The sequence below is a fragment of the Devosia sp. genome (assembly GCF_035944845.1).
In the GTDB taxonomy this organism is placed as follows: domain Bacteria; phylum Pseudomonadota; class Alphaproteobacteria; order Rhizobiales; family Devosiaceae; genus Devosia_A.
Window position 1 is genome coordinate 33,502 of sequence record NZ_DASZAW010000054.1, and the last position, 24,540, is coordinate 58,041.

At 65.8% G+C, this 24,540-nt stretch carries 15 protein-coding genes; 12 read left to right on the top strand and 3 right to left on the bottom strand.

Annotated features, from left to right (window positions below):
• Positions 1-474 precede the first annotated feature (474 nt).
• A complete protein-coding gene (locus VGV07_RS09270; RefSeq protein ID WP_326868413.1) occupies positions 475-8,493 on the top strand; it encodes an autotransporter outer membrane beta-barrel domain-containing protein in 8,019 nt (2,672 codons plus the stop codon).
• Between the two features lie 288 nt (positions 8,494-8,781).
• Complete coding sequence (locus VGV07_RS09275; protein ID WP_326868414.1) at positions 8,782-9,057, top strand: hypothetical protein; 276 nt, start codon at positions 8,782-8,784, stop codon at positions 9,055-9,057.
• A 101-nt stretch (positions 9,058-9,158) separates the two neighbouring features.
• On the opposite strand, the gene VGV07_RS09280 is transcribed toward VGV07_RS09275, so the two are convergent.
• Positions 9,159-9,797 (bottom strand): GntR family transcriptional regulator, encoded by a 639-nt coding sequence (locus tag VGV07_RS09280; protein ID WP_326868415.1) that lies wholly within the window; start codon positions 9,795-9,797, stop codon positions 9,159-9,161.
• A gap of 116 nt (positions 9,798-9,913) precedes the next feature.
• On the opposite strand from VGV07_RS09280, the gene VGV07_RS09285 reads away from it, so the two are divergent.
• The gene (locus tag VGV07_RS09285) at positions 9,914-10,801 is read left to right on the top strand and encodes a dihydrodipicolinate synthase family protein (protein ID WP_326868416.1); all 888 of its coding nucleotides are present in this window, start codon (positions 9,914-9,916) and stop codon (positions 10,799-10,801) included.
• On the opposite strand, the gene VGV07_RS09290 is transcribed toward VGV07_RS09285, so the two are convergent.
• Both VGV07_RS09290 and VGV07_RS09295 read right to left on the bottom strand, forming a co-directional pair.
• Positions 10,798-13,200 (bottom strand): PIG-L family deacetylase, encoded by a 2,403-nt coding sequence (locus VGV07_RS09290; protein ID WP_326868417.1) that lies wholly within the window; start codon positions 13,198-13,200, stop codon positions 10,798-10,800. The two genes, VGV07_RS09285 and VGV07_RS09290, sit on opposite strands and share 4 nt — an antisense overlap.
• 9 nt (positions 13,201-13,209) lie before the next feature.
• Complete coding sequence (locus tag VGV07_RS09295; RefSeq protein ID WP_326868418.1) at positions 13,210-14,439, bottom strand: ROK family transcriptional regulator; 1,230 nt, start codon at positions 14,437-14,439, stop codon at positions 13,210-13,212.
• 189 nt (positions 14,440-14,628) lie between these two features.
• On the opposite strand from VGV07_RS09295, the gene VGV07_RS09300 reads away from it, so the two are divergent.
• From VGV07_RS09300 to VGV07_RS09340, 9 genes are all read left to right on the top strand, one after another.
• A complete protein-coding gene (locus VGV07_RS09300; RefSeq protein WP_326868419.1) occupies positions 14,629-15,870 on the top strand; it encodes an extracellular solute-binding protein in 1,242 nt (413 codons plus the stop codon).
• 66 nt (positions 15,871-15,936) lie between these two features.
• On the top strand, positions 15,937-16,812 hold the full coding sequence (locus tag VGV07_RS09305; RefSeq protein WP_326868455.1) for a sugar ABC transporter permease: 876 nt from the start codon (positions 15,937-15,939) through the stop codon (positions 16,810-16,812).
• Complete coding sequence (locus tag VGV07_RS09310; protein ID WP_414649931.1) at positions 16,812-17,663, top strand: carbohydrate ABC transporter permease; 852 nt, start codon at positions 16,812-16,814, stop codon at positions 17,661-17,663. The genes VGV07_RS09305 and VGV07_RS09310 overlap by 1 nt, the downstream gene beginning before the upstream one ends.
• Before the next feature lie 2 nt (positions 17,664-17,665).
• Positions 17,666-19,174 (top strand): argininosuccinate lyase, encoded by a 1,509-nt coding sequence (argH, locus tag VGV07_RS09315; RefSeq protein ID WP_326868420.1) that lies wholly within the window; start codon positions 17,666-17,668, stop codon positions 19,172-19,174.
• Complete coding sequence (locus tag VGV07_RS09320) at positions 19,174-20,244, top strand: sn-glycerol-3-phosphate ABC transporter ATP-binding protein UgpC (protein WP_326868421.1); 1,071 nt, start codon at positions 19,174-19,176, stop codon at positions 20,242-20,244. Before argH ends, VGV07_RS09320 begins: the two co-directional genes overlap by 1 nt.
• Positions 20,245-20,479: 235 nt before the next feature.
• Positions 20,480-21,346, top strand: a complete 867-nt coding sequence (locus VGV07_RS09325; protein ID WP_326868422.1) for an NAD(P)-dependent oxidoreductase — start codon at positions 20,480-20,482, stop codon at positions 21,344-21,346.
• 81 nt (positions 21,347-21,427) lie between these two features.
• The gene (locus VGV07_RS09330; protein ID WP_326868423.1) at positions 21,428-22,453 is read left to right on the top strand and encodes a LacI family DNA-binding transcriptional regulator; all 1,026 of its coding nucleotides are present in this window, start codon (positions 21,428-21,430) and stop codon (positions 22,451-22,453) included.
• Between the two features lie 201 nt (positions 22,454-22,654).
• Positions 22,655-23,596: an ABC transporter permease gene (locus VGV07_RS09335; RefSeq protein ID WP_326868424.1), complete on the top strand. Its 942-nt coding sequence runs from the start codon at positions 22,655-22,657 to the stop codon at positions 23,594-23,596.
• Positions 23,583-24,539 carry a carbohydrate ABC transporter permease gene (locus VGV07_RS09340; protein WP_326868425.1) on the top strand — a complete coding sequence of 319 codons (957 nt, stop codon included), beginning with the start codon at positions 23,583-23,585 and terminating at the stop codon, positions 24,537-24,539. The genes VGV07_RS09335 and VGV07_RS09340 overlap by 14 nt, the downstream gene beginning before the upstream one ends.
• Position 24,540 lies beyond the last annotated feature (1 nt).

A 24,540-nucleotide genomic window follows, 5' to 3' on the forward strand; every position in this document is an offset into this window, starting at 1 on the left:
GCCGGAAAGCGCGGCATATCTTATCGGCTGCGAACGTTGTTGCATGGCGGTAACCCGAATTGTCGAGGCGGCCAAAGTAGTACTGCATCCCATCATGCCGGTCCAGCGTGGCTGCGGATACTTACTGTTGGTCGTCTCTGAGTCGCGATCATGGCTAAGCTGGCCTTCGTGCGACGAAGTTGCCATCATAGAGTAGATATATATTCTGCAACTCATGGTACGCTTTCACACACTTGGTATTTTCTGACTGAAGCAGGTTTGCAACAGTGGTAAACATTCGAATCCGAATATAGCAGAATCAACGGCCTAGCATCGAGTCGAAAACCAGAAAGTACTGGATGTGTGTCGTCCGGCCCTGCTCGTATTCGGTCAGCAATCTGTAACAGCCGGTGCGACATGCGATCGCGAAGGGTTGGAGCGGGCCGAGCATCCGTTCCTCACGTGTTGACGAAAACCCGGAACCTTTGGCCCCCATTGGCCATGGTGGTGGCGCTGTTGCTGTCGCTGCGGCGACGGTTGGTCCCACGGCGCGTGCGTCGGGTCTGGCCGGCCTGCCTGTCGATCGCAGCGTTTACGATCCTCTCCGCCATGGTCGTCGTCGCTCTGCCCACCGAGGCGCAGGCAGCGTGTGTTCCGGGCGCTCCGGGGGTTGTCGATTGTACCGGCAACGTTGCGGGAGGCGTCAGCTTCGACAACCCGCCCGACCCATACACCACCCTCAACGTCAACAACCTCACCGCCAATATCACCCCCGGCTCCGGTATTGCCGGCGTCCGGCTGGTCGGACAGGGCACCGACCAGGGCAGCGCCGGCTGCACCTTCATCGTCGTCGCCTGCGACGGCGACAATGCCGCAAACGGCGGCGGCGCTCCCTCGGTGACGATCGACTTCAACGGCACCGTCGGACCGCACGCGATCACCACGATAGGTGATGGTGCGCATGGCGTGGTCGGTATCAGCTTTGGCGGCGATGGGGGCAATGGCGGCAATGGCGGCGGCGTCGGCGGCAGCGGCGGGCGGGGCGGCGACGGCGCGACCGGCGGCCCGGTAACCATCACCAGCCGGGGCGACATCACCACCAACGACAACAATGCCAATGGCATCCTGGCGCTGAGCGTGGGTGGCAATGGCGGCATCGGCGGCAACTTCACCGGCGGTGTTTCGATCGCCGGCAATGGCGGCAACGCCGCCGGCGGCGGCACCGTTCACGTCACCTCCTACTCGACCATCACCACGTCGGGTTCCAAATCCAACGGCATCGTGGCCCAGAGCACCGGCGGGCATGCCGGCGCCGGTGGTAGCGCCGGGGGCGTCTGGGCCGAATCCGGCGGCGGTGGCCGGGCTGCCCCGGGCGGCGATGTCACCGTCGACAACTTCGGCAACATCTTCACCGATGGCATCGACTCGGTGGGCATCCTCGCGCAGTCGGTCGGCGGCTTCGGTGGCGGTGGCGGTAGCGGCGGCGGCCTCGTGTCGTTCGGCGGCAACGGCGAAAGCGCCGGGCCGGGCGGCACCGTCATCGTCAACAACCAGGGCATCATCGACGCCAAGCAGAACGGCTCGCACGGCATCCTGGCGCAGTCGATCGGCGGCGGCGGCGGCTCGGCCGGATCCTCCGGCGGTTTGATCTCGCTCGGCGCGGGCGGCTCGGTCGGTGGCGCCGGCGGCACCGTCACCGTCACCAACAACGGTGCGGGCAACATCCATACCGCGGGCATCAACGCCAAGGGCATCTACGCCCAGAGCATCGGTGGCGGCGGCGGCGATGGCGGCGACTCGGGTGGGCTGGTTTCCGTCGGCGGCTCGGGCAGCGCGACGAGCGCGGGTGGCAATGTCGGCGTCACCAACTCGCAGGCCATCACCACCAATGGCGAGCGCTCCGATGCCATCTTTGCGCAAAGTGTCGGCGGCGGCGGCGGCAGCGGTGGTGTCTCCGGCGGGCTCGTTTCCATCGGTGGCAAAGGCGGCAGCGGCGGCACCGGCGGCGAGGTCCGCGTCACCAATAGCGGCACGCTCTCGGCGAGCGGCCAGTTCTCGCGCGGCATCTTCGCCCAGTCGGTGGGTGGCGGCGGCGGTGATGGCGGCGCTTCGGGCGGCCTCGTTTCGATCGGCGGCGCGGGCGCGGCGGGCGGCGAAGGCAAGTTCGTCGGCGTTACCAACTCCGGCAATATCACCACCAGTGGCCTCGATGCCGCCGGCATCTTCGCGCAGAGCGTCGGTGGCGGCGGTGGCAATGGCGGCAACACCGTTGCGGTCGGCGCTTTCGTCGCCATGGCGTTCGGCGGCACCGGCGGTCCGGGTGGCCGGGCGGCCAATGTCGACGTCAATCGCGGCCCGTTCAGCGCCTCGACCATTGAGACCAACGGCGATCGCTCTGTCGGCATCCTGGCGCAGAGCGTCGGCGGCGGCGGCGGTAATGGCGGCTTCGCCATAGCCGCCTCGGGTGGGCTTTATGGCAGCGTGTCGCTGGCCTTCGGCGGCTCGGGTGGCTCGGGTGGCGCCGGCGGTGATGTCTTTGTCGGCGCCAACGGGGCGATCATCACCAATGGCTCGTTCTCCTCCGGCATTGTCGCTGAATCGATCGGCGGCGGTGGCGGTCGCGGCGGTTTTGCGATCTCGGCTGCCGTCGGCACCGGCGTCGGCCTCGCCGTCGGCTTCGGCGCCAAGGGCGGCGCCGGCGGCTCGGGCGGCATCGTCGAGGTCAGCAATGCGGCGCGCATCAGCGTCGGTTGCGACGCCTGCACCCAATCCAACGGTATCCTTGCCAGTTCGATCGGCGGCGGTGGCGGCACCGGTGGGTTCTCCGTCGCGGCGGCCGGCGGCATCGTCGGCGGTGTCGGCCTCAGCTTCGGCGGCGATGGCGGTACGGGTAATTTCGCCCAGGGCGTCAAGGTCACCAGCAATGTCGCCGATCCGCTCGGCATTCAGACGCGCGGCAGCTTCTCGAGCGGCATCGTCGCGCAATCGGTCGGCGGCGGCGGCGGCAATGCCGGCTTTGCCGCCAGCGCCACCTTCTCGATGCAGGGCGCCAACGCCAATATGAGCTTCGGCGGCACCGGCGGCGACGGGTCGCGCGGCGGCGTGGTCGAGGTCGGCAATACCGGCACGATCGGCACCACCGGCGCCTTCTCGCACGGCATCTTTGCGCAAAGCGTCGGCGGCGGCGGTGGCACCGGCGGCTTTGCCGGGTCGCTCGCCTTCTCGCTCAGCGGCGCTGCCGCGGCAGCTTCATTCGGTGGTGCTGGCGGCACCGGCAGCGATGGCCAGGATGTAACGGTGCGCCATACCGGTAACATCCTCACCACCGGCAATCAGTCGGTCGGCATTCTGGCGCAGTCGGTTGGTGGCGGCGGCGGCACCGGCGGCTTCTCGATCAGCGCTGCGGGCTCCATCAAGACCATTGCCGCCGCGTCCTCCATGGGCGGCAGCGGCGGCGATGGCGGCATCAGCGGCAAAGTCAGCGTCGTCGATATCAACGGCAGCATCACCACGCGGGGCGAGCAGTCACACGGCATCCTGGCGCAGAGCGTCGCGGGTGGTGGCGGTACCGGCGGCTTCTCCATTGCTGCGGCGTTCTCGCTCGAGAGCGATGCCTATGGCAATTCGGTCGGCGGCACCGGCGGCACGGCCAAGAACGCCGGCGAAGTCGTCGTCGTCAGCAATGCAGTAATCGACACTGGCGGCGCCGAAGGTAAGGGGCTCAACTCGCACGGCATCCTCGCCCAGTCGATCGGTGGCGGTGGCGGCACGGCAGGTTTCTCCGGCACGGCGGTGTTCTCGCTCAAGGGCGATGCCGCTGCCAACTCGACCGGCGGCAAGGGCAGCCTCGGCGGCACCGGCGGCAACGTCACCGTCACCTCGAACGGCGCCATCACCACGCGCGCCGACAAGTCGATCGGCATCTTCGCCCAGTCCGTGGGCGGTGGCGGCGGCGCCGGTGGGTTCTCGGTGGCCGCGGGGGTTTCGGTCGAAGGCGATGGCTCGGCGGACTCGACCGGCGGCAAGGGCGGCGCGGCGGGCGGGGCCGGCGAGGTTCGCGTTGCGGTCAACGCCGATATCGATACGCACGGCGCGCTGTCGCATGGCGTGCTGGCGCAGTCGGTGGGCGGCGGCGGCGGCTTCGGCGGCTTCTCGATCGGCGCCGGCTTCTCGATGAAGGCCGACAGCAAGGTCGATAGCGTCGGTGGCGATGGCAGCGGCGGCGGCGCCGGCAACTATGTCGAAGTGATTATCGGCAATTCGGGCGCACTGGGAGTGCCGCACATTCATACCCGCGGCGAAGGCTCGGTCGGCGTCCTGGCCCAGTCGATCGGCGGCGGTGGGGGCATCGGCGGTTTTGCCGGTGGGCTGAGCCTCGCGATCGACGGCTCGGCCGAAAACGATGTCGGCGGCGGCGGTGGCGGCGTGGCGTCGATCGGCGGCCAGGTAAAGGTCGACAATTACGGCACCATCACCACCGAGGGCAACAATGCCGCCGGTATCCTGGCGCAAAGCGTCGGCGGCGGTGGCGGCAGCGGAGGCTTCTCGATCGCGGCAACGCTCGAATCCGACGGCGATGGCGCCAAGAACTCCGTCGGCGGCGATGCCGGCGGTGGTGGCGCCGGCGGCCAGGTCGACGTGCTCAACGCCGGGGTCATCGAAACCAGCGGCGATTTCTCGCATGGCATCATTGCGCAGTCGATCGGCGGCGGTGGCGGTACCGGCGGCTTTTCGATCGCCGGCACGCTGAGCGATGGCGGCACCGGCGCCACCGGCAGCGTCGGCGGCAGCGGTGGCGAAGGCGGTGCCGGCGGGCAGGTGACAGTCGTCAACACCGGCACCATCAACGTCACCGGCCAGAACTCGGTCGGCGTGTTCGCGCAATCGGTCGGCGGTGGTGGTGGCTCGGGCGGCTTTGCCGGCGCCATCGCGCTGGGCGGCGGCGGGGTCGACAACGTCGTCGGCGGTTCGGGCAGCAAGGGCGGCAATGGCGGCGACGTCACCGTTACCAGCACCGGCTCCATCCATACCGCCATGGCCAACTCGTCCGGCGTCCTGGCGCAGTCGATCGGCGGCGGTGGCGGCTGGGGCGGCTTCTCGCTCGGCATCGGCGATGGTGGCGACGGCTCCAGCGGCATCAAGGTCGGCCTCGGCGCCGGCTGCCCGGAGCCGCCCGATACCTGCGACCTCATTTCGCTCATTCCCATCGATGGCAGCAAGGGCAAGGTCACCGTCACCATCAATGGCGAAACCAACATCACCGAGGGCGAACTGTCCTTCGGCATGGTGGCTCAGTCGATCGCCGGCGGCGGCGGCGTGGCAGCGACGGTGATCCTCGACGAGCTGCTGTTCTCGGGCAGCGATGTCGAAATCATCAACGGCGGCAACGGCTCGCTCAACGGCGATGCCCTGCTGCAGCAGACCAACTACAATACGCTCGCCACCATCCAGAACGGCCTGGGCTCGATCGGCCTGATCTCGCAGTCGATCGGCGGCGGCGGCGGCGTCAATGGCTTCGTCGCCGATGCGCTGGTCCTCAATCCGGCGCTGCCTCCCCAGGACAGCTTCCTCATCCGCGTCGGCGGTTACTCGGCGGGCGTCGGGTTCAACCGCACCGGCAGCGGCGGCGGCTTCGACATGACCGCCGAGGGCACCGTCACCACCACCAACCACAACGCCATCGGCATCGTCGCCCAATCCATCGGCGGTGGCGGCGGTGTCGGCAACGTCACGGTCGGCACGGTGACCAATAGCGCCGAGGCACTCGACATCGTGCTCGGCGGCAGCCAGCTCAGCGACGGCACCTTCTTCGGCAATGGCGGCCCGGCGTCCACCGTGACGGCCGAGGCGCAACTCACCACCAACGGCGCGCTGAGCCACGGCCTCGTGGCGCAGTCGATCGGCGGCGGCGGCGGTATCGCCAACGTCGTGTTCGTTGACGGCGTCACCATCGCCGGGGGCACCACCATCACCATCGGCAGCGGTATCGGCGGCGTGGGCGGCGAGGGCGGTGCGCTCACCGCCACGGCCACCGGCGTCACCACCACCGGCGCCGGCGCCTTCGGCATCGTTGCGCAGTCGATCGGTGGCGGCGGCGGCCTCACCGGCGTCTATAGCGGCGGCACGGTGCTCGGCCAGGACGGCTTCTCGCTGACCCCCATCACCATTGCCGCGGGTGGTGGTGGTGGCGGCAGCGGCGCCGCCGTGATCGTCAATTCCAATGGCGATGTCCGCACCGCCGGGTTCGGCGCGCACGGTATCGTGGCGCAGTCGATCGGCGGCGGCGGCGGTATCGTCGGCAACGGCATGTTCGGCACAACGCTGCTCGCCGCCGGCGACGGACCGTTTGCCGGCAGCGTCGGCGGGCTCGGCAACGCTTCGACGGTCACCGTCACCCAGACCGGTAACGTCGTCGTCGCCGGCGCCAGCAGCGTCGGTATCTTCGGCCAGAGCGCCGCGGGCGCCGGTGGCACGGACGGCAACGTCATCCTCAGCGTCGATCAAGCAGCGCCCACCGGCAATGGTGTCGGGCTGATCTGGGCCGCGCACGGTTCGGGCGCGGCTGTAGAGATCGCCGATGGCCTCAACAACGCGCTGACCAGCAACGGCACGCTCTATGCCCAGAGCAGCCTCCTGGGCTCCGGCCTGCCACTGCTCAACGGCATGGCGATCCTCGGTGGCGACGGCAATGATGCGGTCACCAACCTGGCGCGCCTGCCTGCCGGCGCCAATGACAACCACCTCGTCGGCGGCACCCGCACCAGCAACATCATCGGCAATGTCGATCTCGGCGGCGGCAACAACAGCCTCACCAACCAGAGTGGCGGCCTGTTCATCACCGATGCCAGCATCATCCTCGGCGCCGGCAACCTGTTCAGCAACCAGGGCCTGCTGTCGCCCGGCGATCGCGCCCGGGTCAACGAAACCGATGTCACCGGCGATTTCGACCAGACGGCCACCGGCGCCTATTACATCGATATCGACCTCAACGCGCAGAACACCCCGGCGCTGGTCACCGACCTGATGGATATGACCGGCGCCGCCGCCTTCGCCGGCGAGGGGCCGCTGCTGCTGCTGTCGATCAACAAGGCCTTCTCCAATGCCGGCTATGTTATCGCCCATGCCGATGGCGGCATGACCGACAACGGCTTCACCCCGACCCTGACGCCGCCGGCCGTCGGCTTCATCTTCAGCGCCGAAGTGCAGGGCGCCGACCTGGTGCTCTTGGCCGAAAAGCCGCCCATCCTCGATCTGCTGCAGGATCCGGCCTCCGGCACCACCGATCCGAACGTCTGGCGGATGGGCGAGGGGCTCGACAATATCGAACAGGCGATCGGCATCGACGATCCGTTCAACTACCTGATCAACCTGCTTCGCCTGCAGCCCGATGCCGAAGCGCTCGGCGACGCGGTCACCACGCTGACACCGCACCAGGCCGCCCATATCTTCGAGCTGGCCGATCGTCGCGCCACCGAATTCCTCGATCGCACCATCTCTGGCTGCGAGGACAGTTTTTCCACCCGCGACGCCGACAAACTGGTGTGCCTGTGGGGGACAGCATCCGGGGGTCAGTACAATCGTGGCGTCGTCAACGACAGTCCGACCTCCGAGGATCAGTGGGCATCGCTGACCGCCGGTGGCGATATTGCCGTCAACGACAACTTCAATGTCGGCTTCGGCGTCGGCCTCGATCACGTCACCTCGGCCCAGGAGCGGAACGGGCTGGCATTGTCGCGCCTGGAAGGGCAGATCTACCAGGCGAGCGTCTCGGCCGAATACCGCAATGGCGGGTTCGGCGTCGGCCTCGTCGCCGCCGGCTCGCTCGGCAGTGTCGAGACTTCCCGCCATGTCCAGGTCGATGGCTTCGAGCAGACCTATTCGAGCTTCGATGGTATCGCCACCGGCGTCGCCGAGGTTGGCGAGCTGCCGGCCTTCTCGGACAAAACCATCGCGTTCGAGGGCATCGACGGCTATGCGGTGTCGGATGCGCAGATCTACGCGTTCAACCCGCGCCTGCGCCTCAGCTACGCCACGCCGGAGACCACCAGCGGGGCCCAGGCGATCGGCATGCTCGATATCGATGGCCACCTGCTGCATACGCCCGAGCGCACCGAGACCGGCGTGGGCCTCGCCAATCTTACCTATCCCGAGATGACCCAGGCCTTCGTCACGCTGACGCCGGGGGCCGAACTGCGGCTCACCAGCGAACTCGACAACGGCTTCGTGGTCACCGGTTTCATCCGCGGCGGCTTGCAGTGGTCGCCGATGCAGAACCAGTGGGTCGCCGAGACGCAGTTCGAAGCAGCGCCTGAGGGGCTGCCGCCAATCGAGATCATCGAGCCGTTCGACGAACTGCGCGCCAAGCTCGATGTCGGCATGATGATGACCTGCCCGACCTCAGGCATGCGGATGACCGTGAACTATTCCGGCGTCTACGGTGCGACGACCATGGAGCACGAGATCAAGGGCGGCCTCGCCATCCCGATCGGCGGGCCGGCGGGCGGCGCTTGCTAGCTGCAGGCGTACGTCCAGGCGATACAGGGCCTTGCCGAAGCCCTGGCTGATCCCGAGGGTGGCGTGACCTGTGATCGTCGTGTGCATAGAACGGTGGAATACGGGGCCCATCGCTGTGGAAGGTGCAATTGCACCGATTTCGGCAAGCATCGCTTCACCGGAATCGCGGCGCCTGCCAGGCATGACAAATCGCGCCAAAGGCTGGCTGACCGCGGCCGGATGTTCTGCCGTTACCTGGGCCGTGATCATCGGCGCCGTAGTCGTCGTGGCCGTACCGGGTGGAACGGCGTGAGCCGCGCGCGCCTCTCCGAAGAGCCGGGGCGTCGCCGCGCGGTGTCGCGACTGGATGTGTTCACTTCGAGCGCTTCGGCGCAGCAGCCGAGCCCGTTCCTGCTGATGCCGTTCGGCTCGGTCGGCCGGCTGCCGGCCCATCCGGGCGCCGATCGCTGGCGCTACCTCGCAACCATTCGCCCCAACATCGATCCCGGCGTCACCGTGTCCAGCGCTGCGCTGGAAGAGCTGTCGCAGCAGGGCTTTCACATCACCTGGCGGCCGCCGCTCTGACGGGGGGTGGTTGTCTTCGTCCCGCAATGGAGCTTCGGGCGCGAGGGCGACGCTGTGTCGGGCCGGATGCATCGCGGGGGGAGGGGAGCAGATGGTGCGCTCTAGCCTGCCGGATGCAGCAGCCGTCCCGCGCTCTCGATGTGCTCCCGCAACAGCCCCACGGCCTTGTCCACATCCCGCTTCCGGCAGGCATCGAGGATCAGCTTGTGCTCGCGATGGGCGTCGGCGCGGCCGTTGGTGGCCATCACCTGCATGCGGATATAGCGGCCGATGGTCTCGTGGGTGCGGCGCAACAGCTTCAGCATGCCCGGCCGTCCGGCCGGGGCGTAGAGCACCTCGTGCAGCCGCCAGTTGGCGTCGCCCCAGCCGTCGAGGCTGATATCGGCCATCTCCGAAATGATCGATGTGGCCTTGTTGAGGTCGGCTTCGGTCATTTCGGGAATGGCGAGGGCGATGAGATGCGGCTCCACCAAAAGACGCAGCTCGAACAGTTCGGCGATCTCGTCGCGTGAGATCGGCGAGACCTGGGCGCCCTTCTGCGGCGTCAGCACCACCAGCCCTTCGGCCTCCAGCTGGCCGAGCGCCTCACGCACCGGGCTGCGGCTGACCCCGAGCTCGGCGGCAATCTGCTCCTGCTGCAGCTTGATCCCTTGCGGGTAGTGGCCAGTCAGGATGCGCCGCCGCAACTCCTGTGCCACCTGGATGCTGATGGTCGTCTTGTCGAGCAGACCCATGGGCATGTCCCGTCTCCGCACTCGGTGGGCGCAACTCGCTGTTATAGGGGCCTGCCACGCCTTGCAACGCCGAAATGCGGAATGTATACATTCGACACGGAGATTGAAACCCGAGGCGAGAGATGACCTGGAGCGGCGTATTTCCTGCGGCCACCACCAAGATGACGGCGAGCGGCGCGCTTGACCTCAAGGCGATGCAGGCGAGCATCGAGCGGCTGGTGAAAGGCGGCGTCAGCGGCGTCATCGTGCTGCCGATGCTGGGCGAGAACGCCGCGCTGACCCAGGCCGAAAAAGACCAGGTGGTGCCGGCGGCGAAGGAGGCAGTGGCCGGGCGGGTGCCGCTGCTTTCGGGGCTGGCCGAGCTTTCCACCGACGACGCCATTGCCGCGGCCAAGAACTATCGCAAGCTCGGCGCCGAAGGGCTGATGGTGTTTCCCAGCCTCGCCTACCGCACCGACCGGCGCGAGACCATCGCCTGGTACAAGGCCGTGGCGACCGGCGGGCTGCCGATCATGATCTACAACAACCCGATCGCCTATAAGGTCGATGTCGACGTGCCGACGCTCGAAGGCCTGGCCGGGGTGCCGGAGATCGTCGCGGTGAAGGAGGAGACCGGCGATATCCGCCGCGTCACCGACCTCTACAACGCCTTCGGCGATCGCTTCGACATCTTCTGCGGCGTCGACGACCTGATCCTCGAAAGCCTGGCGCTGGGCGTTGTCGGCTGGGTATCGGGCATGACCAATGCCTGGCCGGACGAATGCGTGCGGCTGTTCAACACGGCCAAGGCCGGCGACTTCGAGGCGGCGCTGCCGCTCTACCGCCTGATGACCCCGGCCTTCCACCTCGATACCGACGTGAAGCTGGTGCAGTACATCAAGCTCGCCGAGCACCTTGTCTACGGCGCGCCCGAGCACATCCGCCCGCCGCGCCTGCCGCTGGAAGGCGAGGAGCGGGCGCGGGTCGAGGCGGTGATCAGGAAGACGATTGCGGGGTTGAAGGGGGCCTAGGTCTCTTCCCGGCTCGCATTTGAGGCCGGCTGTACCAGGTTGGCCATGAGGCGGAAGGCGCCGGGAACCAGTTTATCGAGTTGGTGATGCAGGACGAGACTGGTGTGAGTATGTCGCCCAGCCCCGATTTCTGCCGAGATCAGCGCCCCGTGCAGCGGGGCTTCGCCGACGTCGTTCATGGCGAGGAGCGCCTGGTAGGCCGGGTCCCATTCGGCGGCGAAATAGAGGCCTCGCTCCTTGTCCCAACCGCTCCAATCGTCTGCGCCGATGATGTTGGGCTGTAACAGAAGGGGCGAATTGGCGAGCAGAGTGCTCACTTCCGCCGCCGGGTCGGTCACGCGCCAGCGCAGCGATGGCGAGCCGATCCTGACTGGCCTCGGTGGCGTGGCCTGGGGGTCCCAACCGTCCGAGGGCCGATGATAGAGCGTGAGCAGGTGGCCGCCAGACGCCACCCAGGCGTGGAGCTTTTTCAGGTGCTGGCGCAAAGCAGGGCGCTGGCCGAAGGCGAAGGTGCCGATGACGATGGAGGTGAAGCGCGACAGGTCTCCGGCCAAGGCAGCATCATCAAGCTCGGTAACGTCGAGCCCGATCGCTTTGAGCCAGTAGCCTACGCGGTCGCTGCCGCCTCCGACATAGCCGATACTGGTGTTGGCGGGCAGTTCCAGATCGAGGGCAAGCACGTTCAGCGCCAGCGGCGAGACGAAATGGGTGCGGCCGATATGGGGATAGGCGATCGCCTGGTCGGAAAAGGCAGGGTGACCGTCGACGAGCACGGGAAGGTGGTATCGCCCGGGCTGCAGATCGGCCGGGGGCGTGACGGCAAAACCGCTGCTCGTACGATCCACTCGCCAACCGGTCGGGCTCTGCAACGCCAGCGATGTCGCTGACGCGATACCGGCAAGCTTGATTTCGATCGCGCCCGCCACGGGGGAAGCGCGGTTCACTATCACGGTAGATGGCTGCAACAGGCAGGTGTGGCTTGGTGCGATGGTCAGGGGCTCTTCCAGGTCGAGCATGGTCGTCGCGGCGCGGCCCTCGATCGTCGCCGCGATGGCGATGCGCACCTGACCATTGCCGCCCAGGCTGGCAAAGCCAGGCAGGAACTGGTCGGACAGCGGAGCTGTCGGTGTGGTCGCCAACGCAAACGTCAGCGAGGCGCCGTGCTTGTCGGGCGCTCCGATGCCGATGCCGTCACCCGCTGTCGCTGTGGCTGTCACGGGTATCGTGTCGCCCTCGAGCTGGACGCGCAGCACGGCGCTGTCACCTGCATGCAGGCGATGCGGCTCGGCCCAGGCGATCGGGTTGATGCCCTCTGCCAGGAGCAACGCGGCGTCGATTTCGAGCAGCTTGCGTTCCAGCCGGTGGCCATGTGTACGCAATGGTTCATCGCCTGCCGACGTCCGTGCCGTCTCGATGGCCCGGGCGGCCGCAACAAGAGCGGTGCTGATCAGAGGGCGATCCGGAAAGGCCCGCATGGCGCTGGCGATCTGGTCCTGGGCAGCGTGCAATGCAACGGCCGCACGCTCGGGCATCAGTCGCGCCAGATCGGCCAGCGTTGCCGGCAGGTTGGCGCGGATATCGGTTTCCGACCCGGCCGGACCATGGCGCAGGTGCAACGGCCATCGCGTGGTTGGGTCCATGGTCCAGCGGCCCATGCCCTGCGTCGCGTGATAGGCACGCGACCATTCGCCGATGGCGGAAAAACTCGCACCCGTCACGGTGTCCCGCCCGGGTGCCCGCACCTCGACGGTGGCATCGGGAGGCGGCACTTCATCGTCATAGGTGTCGCCGCCACCCGACCAGGCGGGCAGGTAGTACTTGGCGACAGACCAGGGCAGCAGGCCGGGCGTACTGAACGTGGCGTCGGCCGCCAGCGCCAGCGCGGCTTCCGCCGCTTCGGTCATGGCACGGTGGTGGCCATGCTGGCCGGGCACATCGAGAAAGGTCGGGATCACAATATCGGGCCGGTATTGCCGATAGGCGGCGGCCAGCCGCGCGATGGTCCTGTCTCGGCCCCAGCGCGCCAGGGTATCGGCCCCGTTCTTGGAGAAGCCAAAGTCGTGAACGCTGTCGTCCGGGCCGAAACCCAGCCAGGCGACGTCGGCGTCGAGAGTGCGGGCCGCCTCTTCCATCTCGCGACTGCGCAGCACGCCGAGCGCGCCGCCGCGCTCGGCGCCGAGGCTGTTCTGGCCGCCTTCGCCGCGGGTCGAGCAGGCAATGACCACCCGCATGCCGAGCCCGAAGCGCAGTGCCGCCAGCATGCCCGAATGCTCGTCATCGGGGTGGGCGCCGGTGTTCATCACCGTCAGCGTCGAGGTGAGCCGGGACAGGGCCCGATAGAGCTCGACCAGCAGGGGGCGCGATTTCTGGCGGGCGAGACGCTCGCGGGCAGTCAACATGGCAGGCTCCTACTCGGCGGCGGCCAGCGAACCCAGGTGCAGGCGCGGCGTGATCGTTTCCAGCAGCGGCAGCGCGGCAGCGCCCAGCGCGGCCGTCAGTTGTCCGGTCTGCCCGCGAATGACCCGGGGCGAGGTGCGGGTCCGGCGCGTTGCCACCGACACCGGCAGCGGTTCCAGCGCCGCAATCAATGCATCGATGATGGAATCGGGCAGCGCTCCGCCAAATATGATGGTTTCGGGGTCGAGCAGGTTCTCGAGCGTCGCGACCGTCGGCGCCAGGTAGTCCGCGGCCTCCGCGATCCAGGCGGCCAGTACGGCATTGCCCTGTTCATGCAGGCGCTGCAGATCCTCGATCGTTGCACCATGCAGGCCCGCGGCGTTGAGGCGCTCCCTGAGCGCGTAAAGCGAGGCGAAGCGCTCGAGTGCGCCATCGGCGCCGTAAAGCGCCGGTCGATTGCGCGGGGTCACGCCCAGATGCCCGATCTCGCCGGCATTGCCACAGGCGCCGCGCAGCGGGCGACCTTCATGAATAAGGCCCAGGCCCAGCCCGACGCCGAAATACACAAAGCAGAAACTGGCATGGTCGCGCCCGGCGCCGTAGAGGCGTTCGCCCACTGCGGCTGCCGTCGCGTCGTTCTCGATGACCACGGCCTCGCCAATGGCCTTGCTGGCCAGCGCGCCGACATCGACGCCGGTCCAGCCCGGCAGTGTCGCCGGCCCTACCGAACTCATGCCCTCGACCTCGAACGGCCCGGGCATGACGACACCGACCCCGAGAAGCCGAACCGGCTCCCGTTTCACGCTGCTGCAGATGCTGCGCACCGTCCGCTTGAGCTCGGGCAGGACATGGGCCGGGTCGGTGGCGGTGATCGGACGGATCGACTGGCCTCGAACCTGTCCCGATAGGTCGATCAGCACCGCCACGATGTGGTCGGTAGCGATCTCCACTCCAACCGTCATCGGGCCGTCGGGATTGATGGCAAACTGCAGTGGTGGCTGGCCGCGGCCCGAGCGCAGGCGGCCGAGCTCGACCAGCATCTGTTCGCCAACCAGTTCGTCGACAATATTGGTCACGGCCTGTGCGGTCAGTTGTGCGCGGCGAGCGATTTCGGTGCGGCCCAGCGGTCCATGGGCGCGGACCATATCGAGCACGACGCGCCGGTTGTGGCTGCGATTGCGGCCGGGATTGCTGCCGATCGGCAGCCCGACAGACACCGGCCTCTTCGGATTCTTGCTCATCTGGCGCTCCTCAGCGGAGGCTATTTTGCAGCTCATAATAACTCAAGTAGATTATTGTATTGACAAGTTTGGCGGGGTCGGCTGACCTGTGAACCTTGGGGCGGGCCGCTGCGGCCCGGCCTCTCACGCAGGGGATTATTGTCCGCCGGTCATCTGTTCAGGCTGGGCGCGGACCACAAGGAGGTTCAAATGCGGAAACGCTTTACGCTCGCTAGCCTGGTCGCCGGAATCAGCTTGATGGCGCTGAGTTCGGCCCAGGCGGTGGAGATCGAATATTGGCAGTATGTGTTCGAGACCCGTGTTGCCGCGATGGACCAGCTCATCGCCAATTTCGAGGCAGCCAATCCCGATATCACGGTCAAGCAGGTGACCTTCCCCTATGCCGACTACCAGACCAAGGTGATAGCGGCTCAGGCGGCCGGCAATGGCCCGGATGTGCTGCAGTTCTTCTACGGCTGGCTCGACAAGTTCCAGAAGGGCGGCGTCCTGCAGCCGCTCGATCCGGCAGTGTTCCCGACCGCAGCGATCGAAAGCGATTTCTTCCCGATCGTGTCGGCCATCAAGCGCGACGGCGCCTATTACGGACTGCCGACCGCCGTGCGTTCCCTGGCGCTCTTCTACAACAAGAAGCTGCTGGCCGAGGCTGGCGTCACGCCGCCGGCTACGCTCGATGAACTGGTCGATGCGGCCAAGAAGACCACCAAGACCGATGGCGGCGGCAACATCACATCGGAGGGCCTGACGGTCGATTTCGCCGGGCAGGATCATCAGTGGTGGCGCGAAGTGCTGGTGCGCCAGATGGGCGGCGAACCCTATGACGCCGAAGGCAACGTCGCCTATGACAGTGATGCGGGTCTCGCCGCATTGAAGTTCTACACCGACTTGCAGACGACCCATAAGGTCGGGATGGTCGGCTTCATGGATGAAGGCCAGGCCGCATTCAAAGCCGGGCTGGCGGCCATGACCATTGACGGCACGTTCCGCCTGGGGTCCTTCGGGGCCATTACGGACTTCGAATGGGGTGTGGTCGAACTGCCGGCCAATGCCGATGGCGTGCGCTCCAATTATGCCAGCTACTTTGCCAATGGCATCGGCGCGGGCGCTGCGGGCGAAGAGAAGGCTGCCGCCGAAAAGTTCCTGGCCTACATTTCCTCCGCCGAAGCCATGGAAGTCTGGCTCGACGTGGTGGGCGAACTTCCGGCGCGCCGCGCCGCCGCCCTGACCGACGCCAATCTGGCCGACCCGATCTATGCGCCGTTCCTCAAGGGCCTCGAGTATGCCCACACGACCACTTTCGTGGACGAGGCCGGCCAGCGCCAGGGCGCGATCGACATGGTCAACCGCGTATTGCTGGAAAACCAGGACCCCAAGGCGTCGCTGGACCAGGCCGCTGCAGCCGAGCAGGCGATTATCGATGCGGCGAAGATGTAATCGGTGACCTCTGTCCCGGACAATGATGCAGCCGGTGCGACCCGCAAGGGCCGCACCGGCTTTGTTCTGACGCAAGGCGGCCGCAAGGTCTTGTGGGCGTGGAGCTTTCTGGCGCTGCCGATCGTCTTTTATTGCTGGATCCGCTTCTATCCGACGTTTTCCGCTTTCTGGCTGTCGTTCACCGACTGGGACCTGCTGCGCCCCGCCAATTTCGTCGGGCTTGAAAACTACCAGAGGCTGTTTGCCGACCCGGTGTTCTGGAAGACGTTCAACAACACCTTCGCCTATCTCATTATCGGCATGCCCATCAGCCTGGTGCTGTCGTTCGTCATCGCCTATTTCCTCGATCGCGTCCGGTTCGGGCACAGCTTCCTGCGAGCCCTCTACTTCATACCTTTCCTCACCACGGCGGCGGCGCTGGCCTGGGTCTGGCGCTGGTTCTACCAGCCCATCCCGATCGGCGTGATCAACGGTATCCTGTCGGGCCTGCACCTTCCGGCCCAGCCGTTTCTGCGCTCGCCCGCCCAGGCACTGCCATCGATCATGGTCACCGCCATCTGGGCCGGCCTGGGGTTCCAGATCATCATTTTCATCGCCGGCCTTCGGGCGATCCCGCAGACCTATTATGAGGCCGCGCGGATCGACGGGCTGAGCGAGTGGGCCATCCTGCGCAAGATCACCCTGCCGCTGCTGAAGCCGACGACGATCTTCCTGACGGTGTTCTCCTCGATCGGCTTTCTGCGCATCTTCGACCAGGTCTACAACATGACCACCAACGATCCGGGTGGTCCGCTCGGCTCCACCAAGCCGTTGGTGCTGATGATCTATCAGACGGCGTTTTCGTCGTTCGACATGGGTTACGCCGCTGCGCAGACGGTGGTGCTGTTCATCATCCTGCTGGCGATTTCACTGCTGCAGCTCTACCTGCTCCGGAGCCGCTGATGAGCGACCTGACCACGACGCCCCCACTCAAGTTCGCCAAGCTGCGCCCACGGGTGGTGATCACCTGGACGGTGCTGCTGATCGGCGGCCTGATCATGGTCACGCCGCTGCTCTACATGTTCTCGACCTCGCTCAAGAGCGCGGGGCAGGTCTTCGATCTGCGGCTGATCCCTGTCGCGCCAACCTTCGACAATTACGTGAAGGTGCTCGCCAATGGCGACTTCATGCGGTGGTTCGTCAACTCGACGGTGATCGCCTCCATCGTGACCCTGTCGAACTGCTTTTTCGACAGCCTGGTCGGCTATACGCTCGCCAAGTTCCGCTTCCGCGGTCGCCAGCTGGTGTTCATCGCGATCCTCTCGACGCTGATGATCCCGACCGAAATGCTGGTGATCCCCTGGTACCTGATGTCGAGCCAGCTCGGGTGGCTCGACAGCTACTGGGGCATCATGTTCCCGGGTCTGATGACGGCCTTCGGGACGTTCCTGATGCGGCAGTTCTTCGCCGGCGTGCCCGACGATTTCCTCGAGGCGGCGCGTATCGACGGGCTCAACGAATTCGAGATCTGGTGGAAGGTGGCGATGCCGCTGGTCACGCCGGCCGTCGCGGCACTGGCGATCTTCACTTTCCTCGGCAACTGGACGGCGTTCTTCTGGCCGCTTATCGTCACCACCAGTCGCGAACTCTATACCCTGCCGATCGGCATTTCGAGTTTCTCGGACGCGCAGGACACCAAGTGGGAGATGATCATGACCGGGGCGGCCCTGGCCACGATCCCGACCCTGCTGGTGTTTCTGCTGTTGCAGCGCTTCATCGTCCGCGGCGTCATGCTGGCCGGACTCAAGGGCTGAGCATGTCCGATCCGCGCCAGTACGACGCCAGCGTGTTTCCCGATCCGGTGTACAAGGAAACCGTGCTGCGGCCGCTGTTCGACGGCGCCAGGACGCACCATGTCGAGGCATTCGAGGCCATCGACAAGGCACATCTGATAATGCTGGTAGAGACCGGCATTCTCGATGCAGGCCAGGGCAGGGACATAGCGCGGGCATTGCAGGCCATCACCGCGGAGGTCGACCCCGGAGCGCTGGTCTATACCGGCGAGGTCGAGGACTACTTCTTCCTGATCGAGAGCGAACTCAAAGCCCGCCTCGGCCCCGACCTGGCCGGACGCCTGCACACGGCACGGTCGCGCAACGATATCGACCACACGCTGTTCAAGCTGGGCCTCAAGGCAAGGCTCGATCTGCTGCTGGCCAAGGCGCTGACGCTTTATGACGTGCTCATCGAGACGGCGGAACGCGAGAAGTCGACGCTGATTGTCGCCTATACCCACGGCCAGCCGGCCCAGCCGAGCACGTTCGGCCATTATCTGGGCGCCATGATCGAGGTGCTGGGGCGCGACATCGATCGGCTGCACGAGGCCTATGGCATCGTCGATCAATCGCCGATGGGCGCGGCGGCGATCACCACCTCGGGTTTTCCGATCGATCGGTCGCGGGTGGCGCATCTGCTCGGCTTCGCCGCGCCGCTGCAGAACTCCTATAGCTGCATCGCGGCGGTCGATTACATCACCGCCACCTATGGCGCCATCGAACTGCTGTTCCTGCATCTGGGGCGACCGATCCAGGACCTCCAGGTATGGAGCAGTTTCGAGGTCGGACAACTCTATGTCCCCAATGCGCTGGTGCAGATCTCGTCGATCATGCCGCAGAAGCGCAATCCGGTGCCGATCGAGCATTTGCGGCTGCTGTCGAGCCAGACCTTCGGTCGCGCCCGGGCGATGCTCGACGTGATGCACAATACGCCGTTCACCGACATGAACGACAGCGAGGGTGAGACGCAGGCGATGGGCTACCAGGCCTTTGACAGCGCCTATCGCGTGCTGGATCTGTTGGCGGCGCTGATGGGCCAGGTGCGCATCGATCCGGTGCGCGTCGCCACCAATATCCGGCGGTCCTGCATCACCATCACGGAACTGGCAGACAGCCTCGTGCGCCAGGAGGGCCTGTCGTTCCGCCAGGGCCACCACATCGCAGCCGCCGTGGCGCGCGCAGTGGTCGCCGCCGACGGCGACCTGCCGGTTGATGGCTATGCACCATTCGTCGCCGCCTTCGAGACGGCAGTCGGGCGCAGGTCGGCGATCGATGCAGCCGGATTCGCCCAGCTGGTGTCGCCCGAGCATTTCATTGCGGTGCGGACCCGATTTGGCGGCCCCGGTGCGGAGCCGATGGCGATTGCGCTAGCGAGCTATCGCGCCCGGTCGGCAGCGTTCGCCGAAATGGCCGGAGCGAGCGCGGCCAGGCAGGCGCAGGCCAGAGCCGAACGCAATTCGAGGTTTGACGCATTGATGGGAGCGGCCTGATGGCAATGATCGAACTGCAGGGCCTCGTCAAAGCCTACAACAAGACGCGTGCCGTGCATGGCATCGACCTGACGATCAATGACGGGGAGTTCGTGGTGCTGGTCGGCCCGTCCGGCTGCGGCAAATCCACGACCTTGCGGATGATTGCCGGGCTGGAAGACATCACTGCGGGAACGCTCAGCATTGCCGGCGAGGTGGTCAACGAGAAGGCTCCCAAGCAGCGCAACATCGCCATGGTGTTCCAGAATTACGCGATCTATCCGCATGTGAGCGTGGGCCAGAATATCGGCTTCGGGCTCTATACCTCCAAGCTCGGCGCAGCGGAAAAAGCCCGGCGCATCCTGGAAACGGCCAAGATACTCGGACTGGAAGACCTGCTCGACAGGCGGCCGTCGGAGTTGTCGGGCGGGCAGCGGCAGCGTGTCGCGATCGGCCGGGCGATGGTGCGTGATCCGGTGGCGTTCCTGTTCGACGAGCCGCTATCGAACCTCGATGCGCAGTTGCGCTCGCAGATGCGCATCGAGATCAAGCGCCTGCACCAGCGCCTTGGAACCACCATCGTCTATGTGACGCATGACCAGATCGAGGCCATGACCATGGCCGACAAGATCGTGGTGATGCGAGAGGGCCGCATCCTGCAGGTGGGCACGCCCACGGAGCTGTATGAAAGTCCGGTGGATATCTTCACCGCCCGCTTCATCGGCAGCCCCTCGATGAACCTGCTCGCCGGCAAGGTGCAGAGCGGCAAGCTCAGCGTCGCCAATGCGACGGCCAGCGGACTCGAGGCGACGAAAACGCCGGACGGCGCGGTTATCGTCGGCATACGCCCGCATGACTTTCTGGTCGATGCCCCGACCCGGACCGGATTTGAGATCACCGGCATGGTGACGGCAGTTGAGCCGCTCGGTTCGGAAACGCTGGTCCATCTCGACATTGCCGGCGTCGAGGCGATTGCAACGGCACCGGGCAAACTCCTGCCCAAGGTCGGCAGCACGGTGACGGCGACGGCCCAGCCCGGCGCCCTGTATCTGTTCGATGCCCAGACCGAGCAAGCCCTGGGACGGCAATGATTCCGACCGCCGCGTCGCCTTCGTCGCTGCGGCCCATCTGGCGTCACATCGCCGGCCGGTGAGCCGCACTTCGGCACCGATGCCGGAGTTTGCCCCGGAAGAAATCTGGTGCTCGACGGTTGCGGTGATTGTTGATCCCTGCCTATGGCACTGATCTGCGCCGTGCCCTATCCAGATCGCATCGACCGGGCCTGCAGCGGCGCCCGCTTACCGAGTCCCACAAAAGAGGAATACCATGGTCAAGGCAGCTTTCCTGGGGTTGGGCGTCATGGGCTATCCGATGGCCCGGCATCTCAAGGCCAAGGGGCATGACGTCACCGTCTACAACCGCACCACGGCCAAGGCAGAAACATGGGTGGCCGAGCATGGCGGGCGTTTCGCCCTCACGCCTGTCGCCGCCGCCGACGGGCAGGACATCGTCTTCGCCTGCGTCGGCAATGACGACGATCTCCGCCAGGTGACGCTCGGCGAGCAGGGCGCGTTCAAGGCCATGCGGCAGGGCGCGGTGTTCGTCGACCACACCACCGCCTCTGCCGGCATTGCGCGCGAACTCCATGCCGCCGCCACCGCCGCCGGCTTCGGCTTCCTCGATGCGCCGGTGTCGGGCGGCCAGGCCGGCGCCGAGAATGGCCAGCTGACGGTGATGGTCGGCGGCGACCAGGCCACCTTCGACATCGCCCAGCCGGTGATCATGAGCTTCGCCAAGGCGGCGCGGCTGCTGGGTGACCCCGGGGCCGGCCAGCTCGCCAAGATGATGAACCAGATCTGCATCGCCGGCGTGGTGCAAGGTCTCGCCGAGGCCATCCATTTCGGCAAGCAGTCCGGCATGGATATCGAGGCGGTGATCGACGTGATCAGTAAGGGCGCCGCGCAGTCCTGGCAGATGGAGAACCGCTACAAGACCATGAATGCCGGCAAGTTCGATTTCGGCTTTGCCGTCGATTGGATGCGCAAGGACCTCGGTATCGTGCTCGATGAAGCGCGCGCCAATGGCGCCAAACTCCCGCTCACCGCGCTCGTCGACCAGTTCTACGCCGAAGTGCAGGCCATGGGCGGCAACCGCTGGGACACCTCGAGCCTCCTCGCCCGGCTGGAGCGCTGACAGCGCGTCCCGAGTCCATTGCCGCTTGCATTGGTCCACCCTTCTTGCCTAAGCAGGGCTCCCGGGTGCTGGGGGAGCGTCATGGTCACGATCAAGGAAATTGCCAAGGCAGTGGGCGTGTCGTCCGCGACGGTGTCGCGAGTGCTCAACTTCGACCAGACGCTTTCGGTGACGCCCAAGACCCGGCAGGCGATCATCGAAACCGCCGAGGCGTTGAAGTATGAAACACCGCGCGCCCGCAACCGCGCCTATCAGCAGGGGCTCGGCAAGGTGGCGCTGGTGCACTACCTGCGCCCCGACCAGGAGTTCGTCGATCCCTATTATGTCGGCTTGCGGCTGGGGATCGAGAGCCGCTGCCAGGCCCTGAAGATCGAGACCATCAAGGTCTACCACACCGACAGCCTGCCCGAGGCTTCGCTGCTGCGCGGTGCGTCCGGCATCATCGCCATCGGCCGGCACGACGACAACGAGATCGCCTGGCTCAAGCGCCACAACCGCAACCTGGTATTCGCCGATTTCAGCCCGCCGACCGACGAGATCGATTCGGTCGAGGCCGACCTGATGCTGGCGACCCGCAAGCTCCTGCAGTCGCTGCGTGAGGCCGGCTATCGGCGGATCGCCTTTGCCGGCTGGGTCGATGTCTATGATGGCGTCGCACCGACCCGGGTCGAGCGGCGCTGTCGCGCCTATACCGAATGGGCCAAGGAAGCTGGCGTGTTCGACGAGCGCATCTGTTTGACCGACGGCAAGACCGAGGAGAGCGGTTACAAGCTGACCCGCCAGATGCTGTCGCAGCCCGATCGGCCCGATGCGCTGATCACCGCCAATGACAACATGGCGGTCGGCGCCTACCGCGCCATCCACGAGCTGGGCCTCAGCATCCCCGGCGATATCGCGGTGGCGAGCTTCAACGACATCTCGGTGGCGCAGTTCCTGAACCCGCCGCTCACCACCGTGCACCTTCCGGCCGAGGAGATCGGCGAGGGCGCCGTCGAGCTGTTGCTCGAGCGCATGAGCGGGCGCGAATTGCCCAAGCGAGTGACCCTCGCGACCTCCATTCGCTGGCGCGGCAGCACCAGAATCCGGGCCTCTCAGGCCTTGAGCTAAATATTTACTGAAAATCTTGCGTGTGACGCATCCCCCGGCTAACACTATGTCGGCGGGAGGGAGACCTGCACGACTTCACTGAGCCGACCAAGAGCAAAAAGCTCGGGCCCGGTTGGTTGCGACGCCATGGCGGAGCCGGTTCACGGCTCACCGGTGGCAGCGTCTGGAGGGACGCCGCGGCTGACGGCAGAGAGGGGGAAGATGTCAGGAACGGATTCGTCCCGCGGACGTAAGACCATTTGGCGGCAGCTGACGGACAGCAAGGTCCTGCTGCTGATGTGCGTTCCGGCGATCATTTTCTTCATCGTCTTCAACTACATGCCGCTACCCGGCGCGTGGATTGCCTTCACCAATTTCAACTATCGCGACGGCATCTTCGGCAGCCCGTTCGTCGGCTTCAAGAACTTCGAGTTCCTGATCAAATCCGGCCAGCTCTGGACGCTGACGCGGAACACCATCCTCTACAACCTCGCCTTCATCGTGCTCGGCAACATCCTGCAGATCGCCATCGCGATCATGCTCAACGAGGTGCGGCTGGCCTGGTTCAAGAAGCTCAGCCAGGCGGCGATGTTCCTGCCGTTCTTCATCTCGTCGGTGCTGGTCGGCGTCATCGCTTTCAACCTGTTGAACTACGACACCGGCGCGCTCAACGCGCTGATCAAGCAGACCGGCGGCGACCCGATCAAGATCTACTCGACCGCCGGCGCCTGGCCGCTGATCATCATCATGGTGCACCTGTGGCAGTCGACCGGCTACGGCTCGATCGTCTACTTCGCCGCGATCATGGGCATCGATCGCAGTCTCTACGAAGCCGCGACGGTCGACGGCGCTTCGGCCTGGCAGCGCATCCGCTACGTCACCCTGCCGAGCCTCAAGCCGACCTTTATCATCCTGGTGCTGTTCGCGCTGGGCGGCATCATGCACGGCAATTTCGGGCTGTTCTGGAACCTCGTCGGCAACAATGCGGCGCTGTTCCAGACCACCGACATCATCGAGACCTCGGTCTACCGAATGGTGCTGAGCCAGAACAATTTCACCACCTCCACCGCAGTCGGCCTCTATCAGTCGCTGTTCGGTTTCGCCCTCGTGATGACGGCGAACTGGATCGTGCGCAGGATCAATAAAGACTATGCACTCTTCTGACCTGGCCGGCCCCATCGCAACGGAAGGCGTCGGCCTCGGGCCGGCCAAGCCGCGAGCCATCAAGCTCGACGGCAGCGACATCGTCATCCGTTCGATTTCCTACATCACGATCACGCTGTTCGCGCTGTTCTGCCTCTTGCCCTTCGTCATGATGCTGTCGGCCTCGCTGTCGAGCGAGCAGGCGATCATGAAATCCGGCTTCGGCATCCTGCCCAAGGATTTCTCGCTGGCCGCCTACGAGTGGATCTTCAAGGCGCCCAAGCAGATCATCGGCTCCTATGTCGTCACCATCGTGATGACGGTGTTCGGCACGGCAATCGGCCTGTTCATCATCTCGATGACCGGCTACGCGCTGCACCGCAGGGACTTTCCGTTCCGCAACCACATCTCGTTCTTCATCTACTTCACCACGCTGTTCTCGGCCGGCCTCGCCCCGACCTTCCTGTGGGTGGCGCGCGACCTGGGGCTCAGGGGCAACTACCTTGCGGTGTTCCTGCAGCTCTTGATGACGCCGTGGCTCATCATCCTGATGAAGAATTTCATGCGCACGGTGCCGTACGAGATCATCGAATCCGGCAAGGTCGACGGCGCCGGCGATTTCCGCATCTTCGCCCAGCTCTGCCTGCCGATGATGAAGCCGGCATTGGCGACCATCGGGCTGTTCCTGGCGCTCGGCTACTGGAACGAGTGGTACCTTTCGTCGCTCTACCTGGGCAGTACGGTCGAGTTCAAGCCGCTGCAGTACCACCTCTACAACATCATCAACACGGCGAACGCGCTTCGCAATTCGGTTGCCGGCTCCAATGTCAGCATCACGGCGCTGCCGAGCAACACGCTGAAGATGGCAAGCGCCATCGTCGCGACCGGCCCGATCCTGCTGCTCTACCCGTTCGTGCAGAAATACTTCGTTTCCGGCATCACCATCGGCGCGGTGAAGGGCTAGC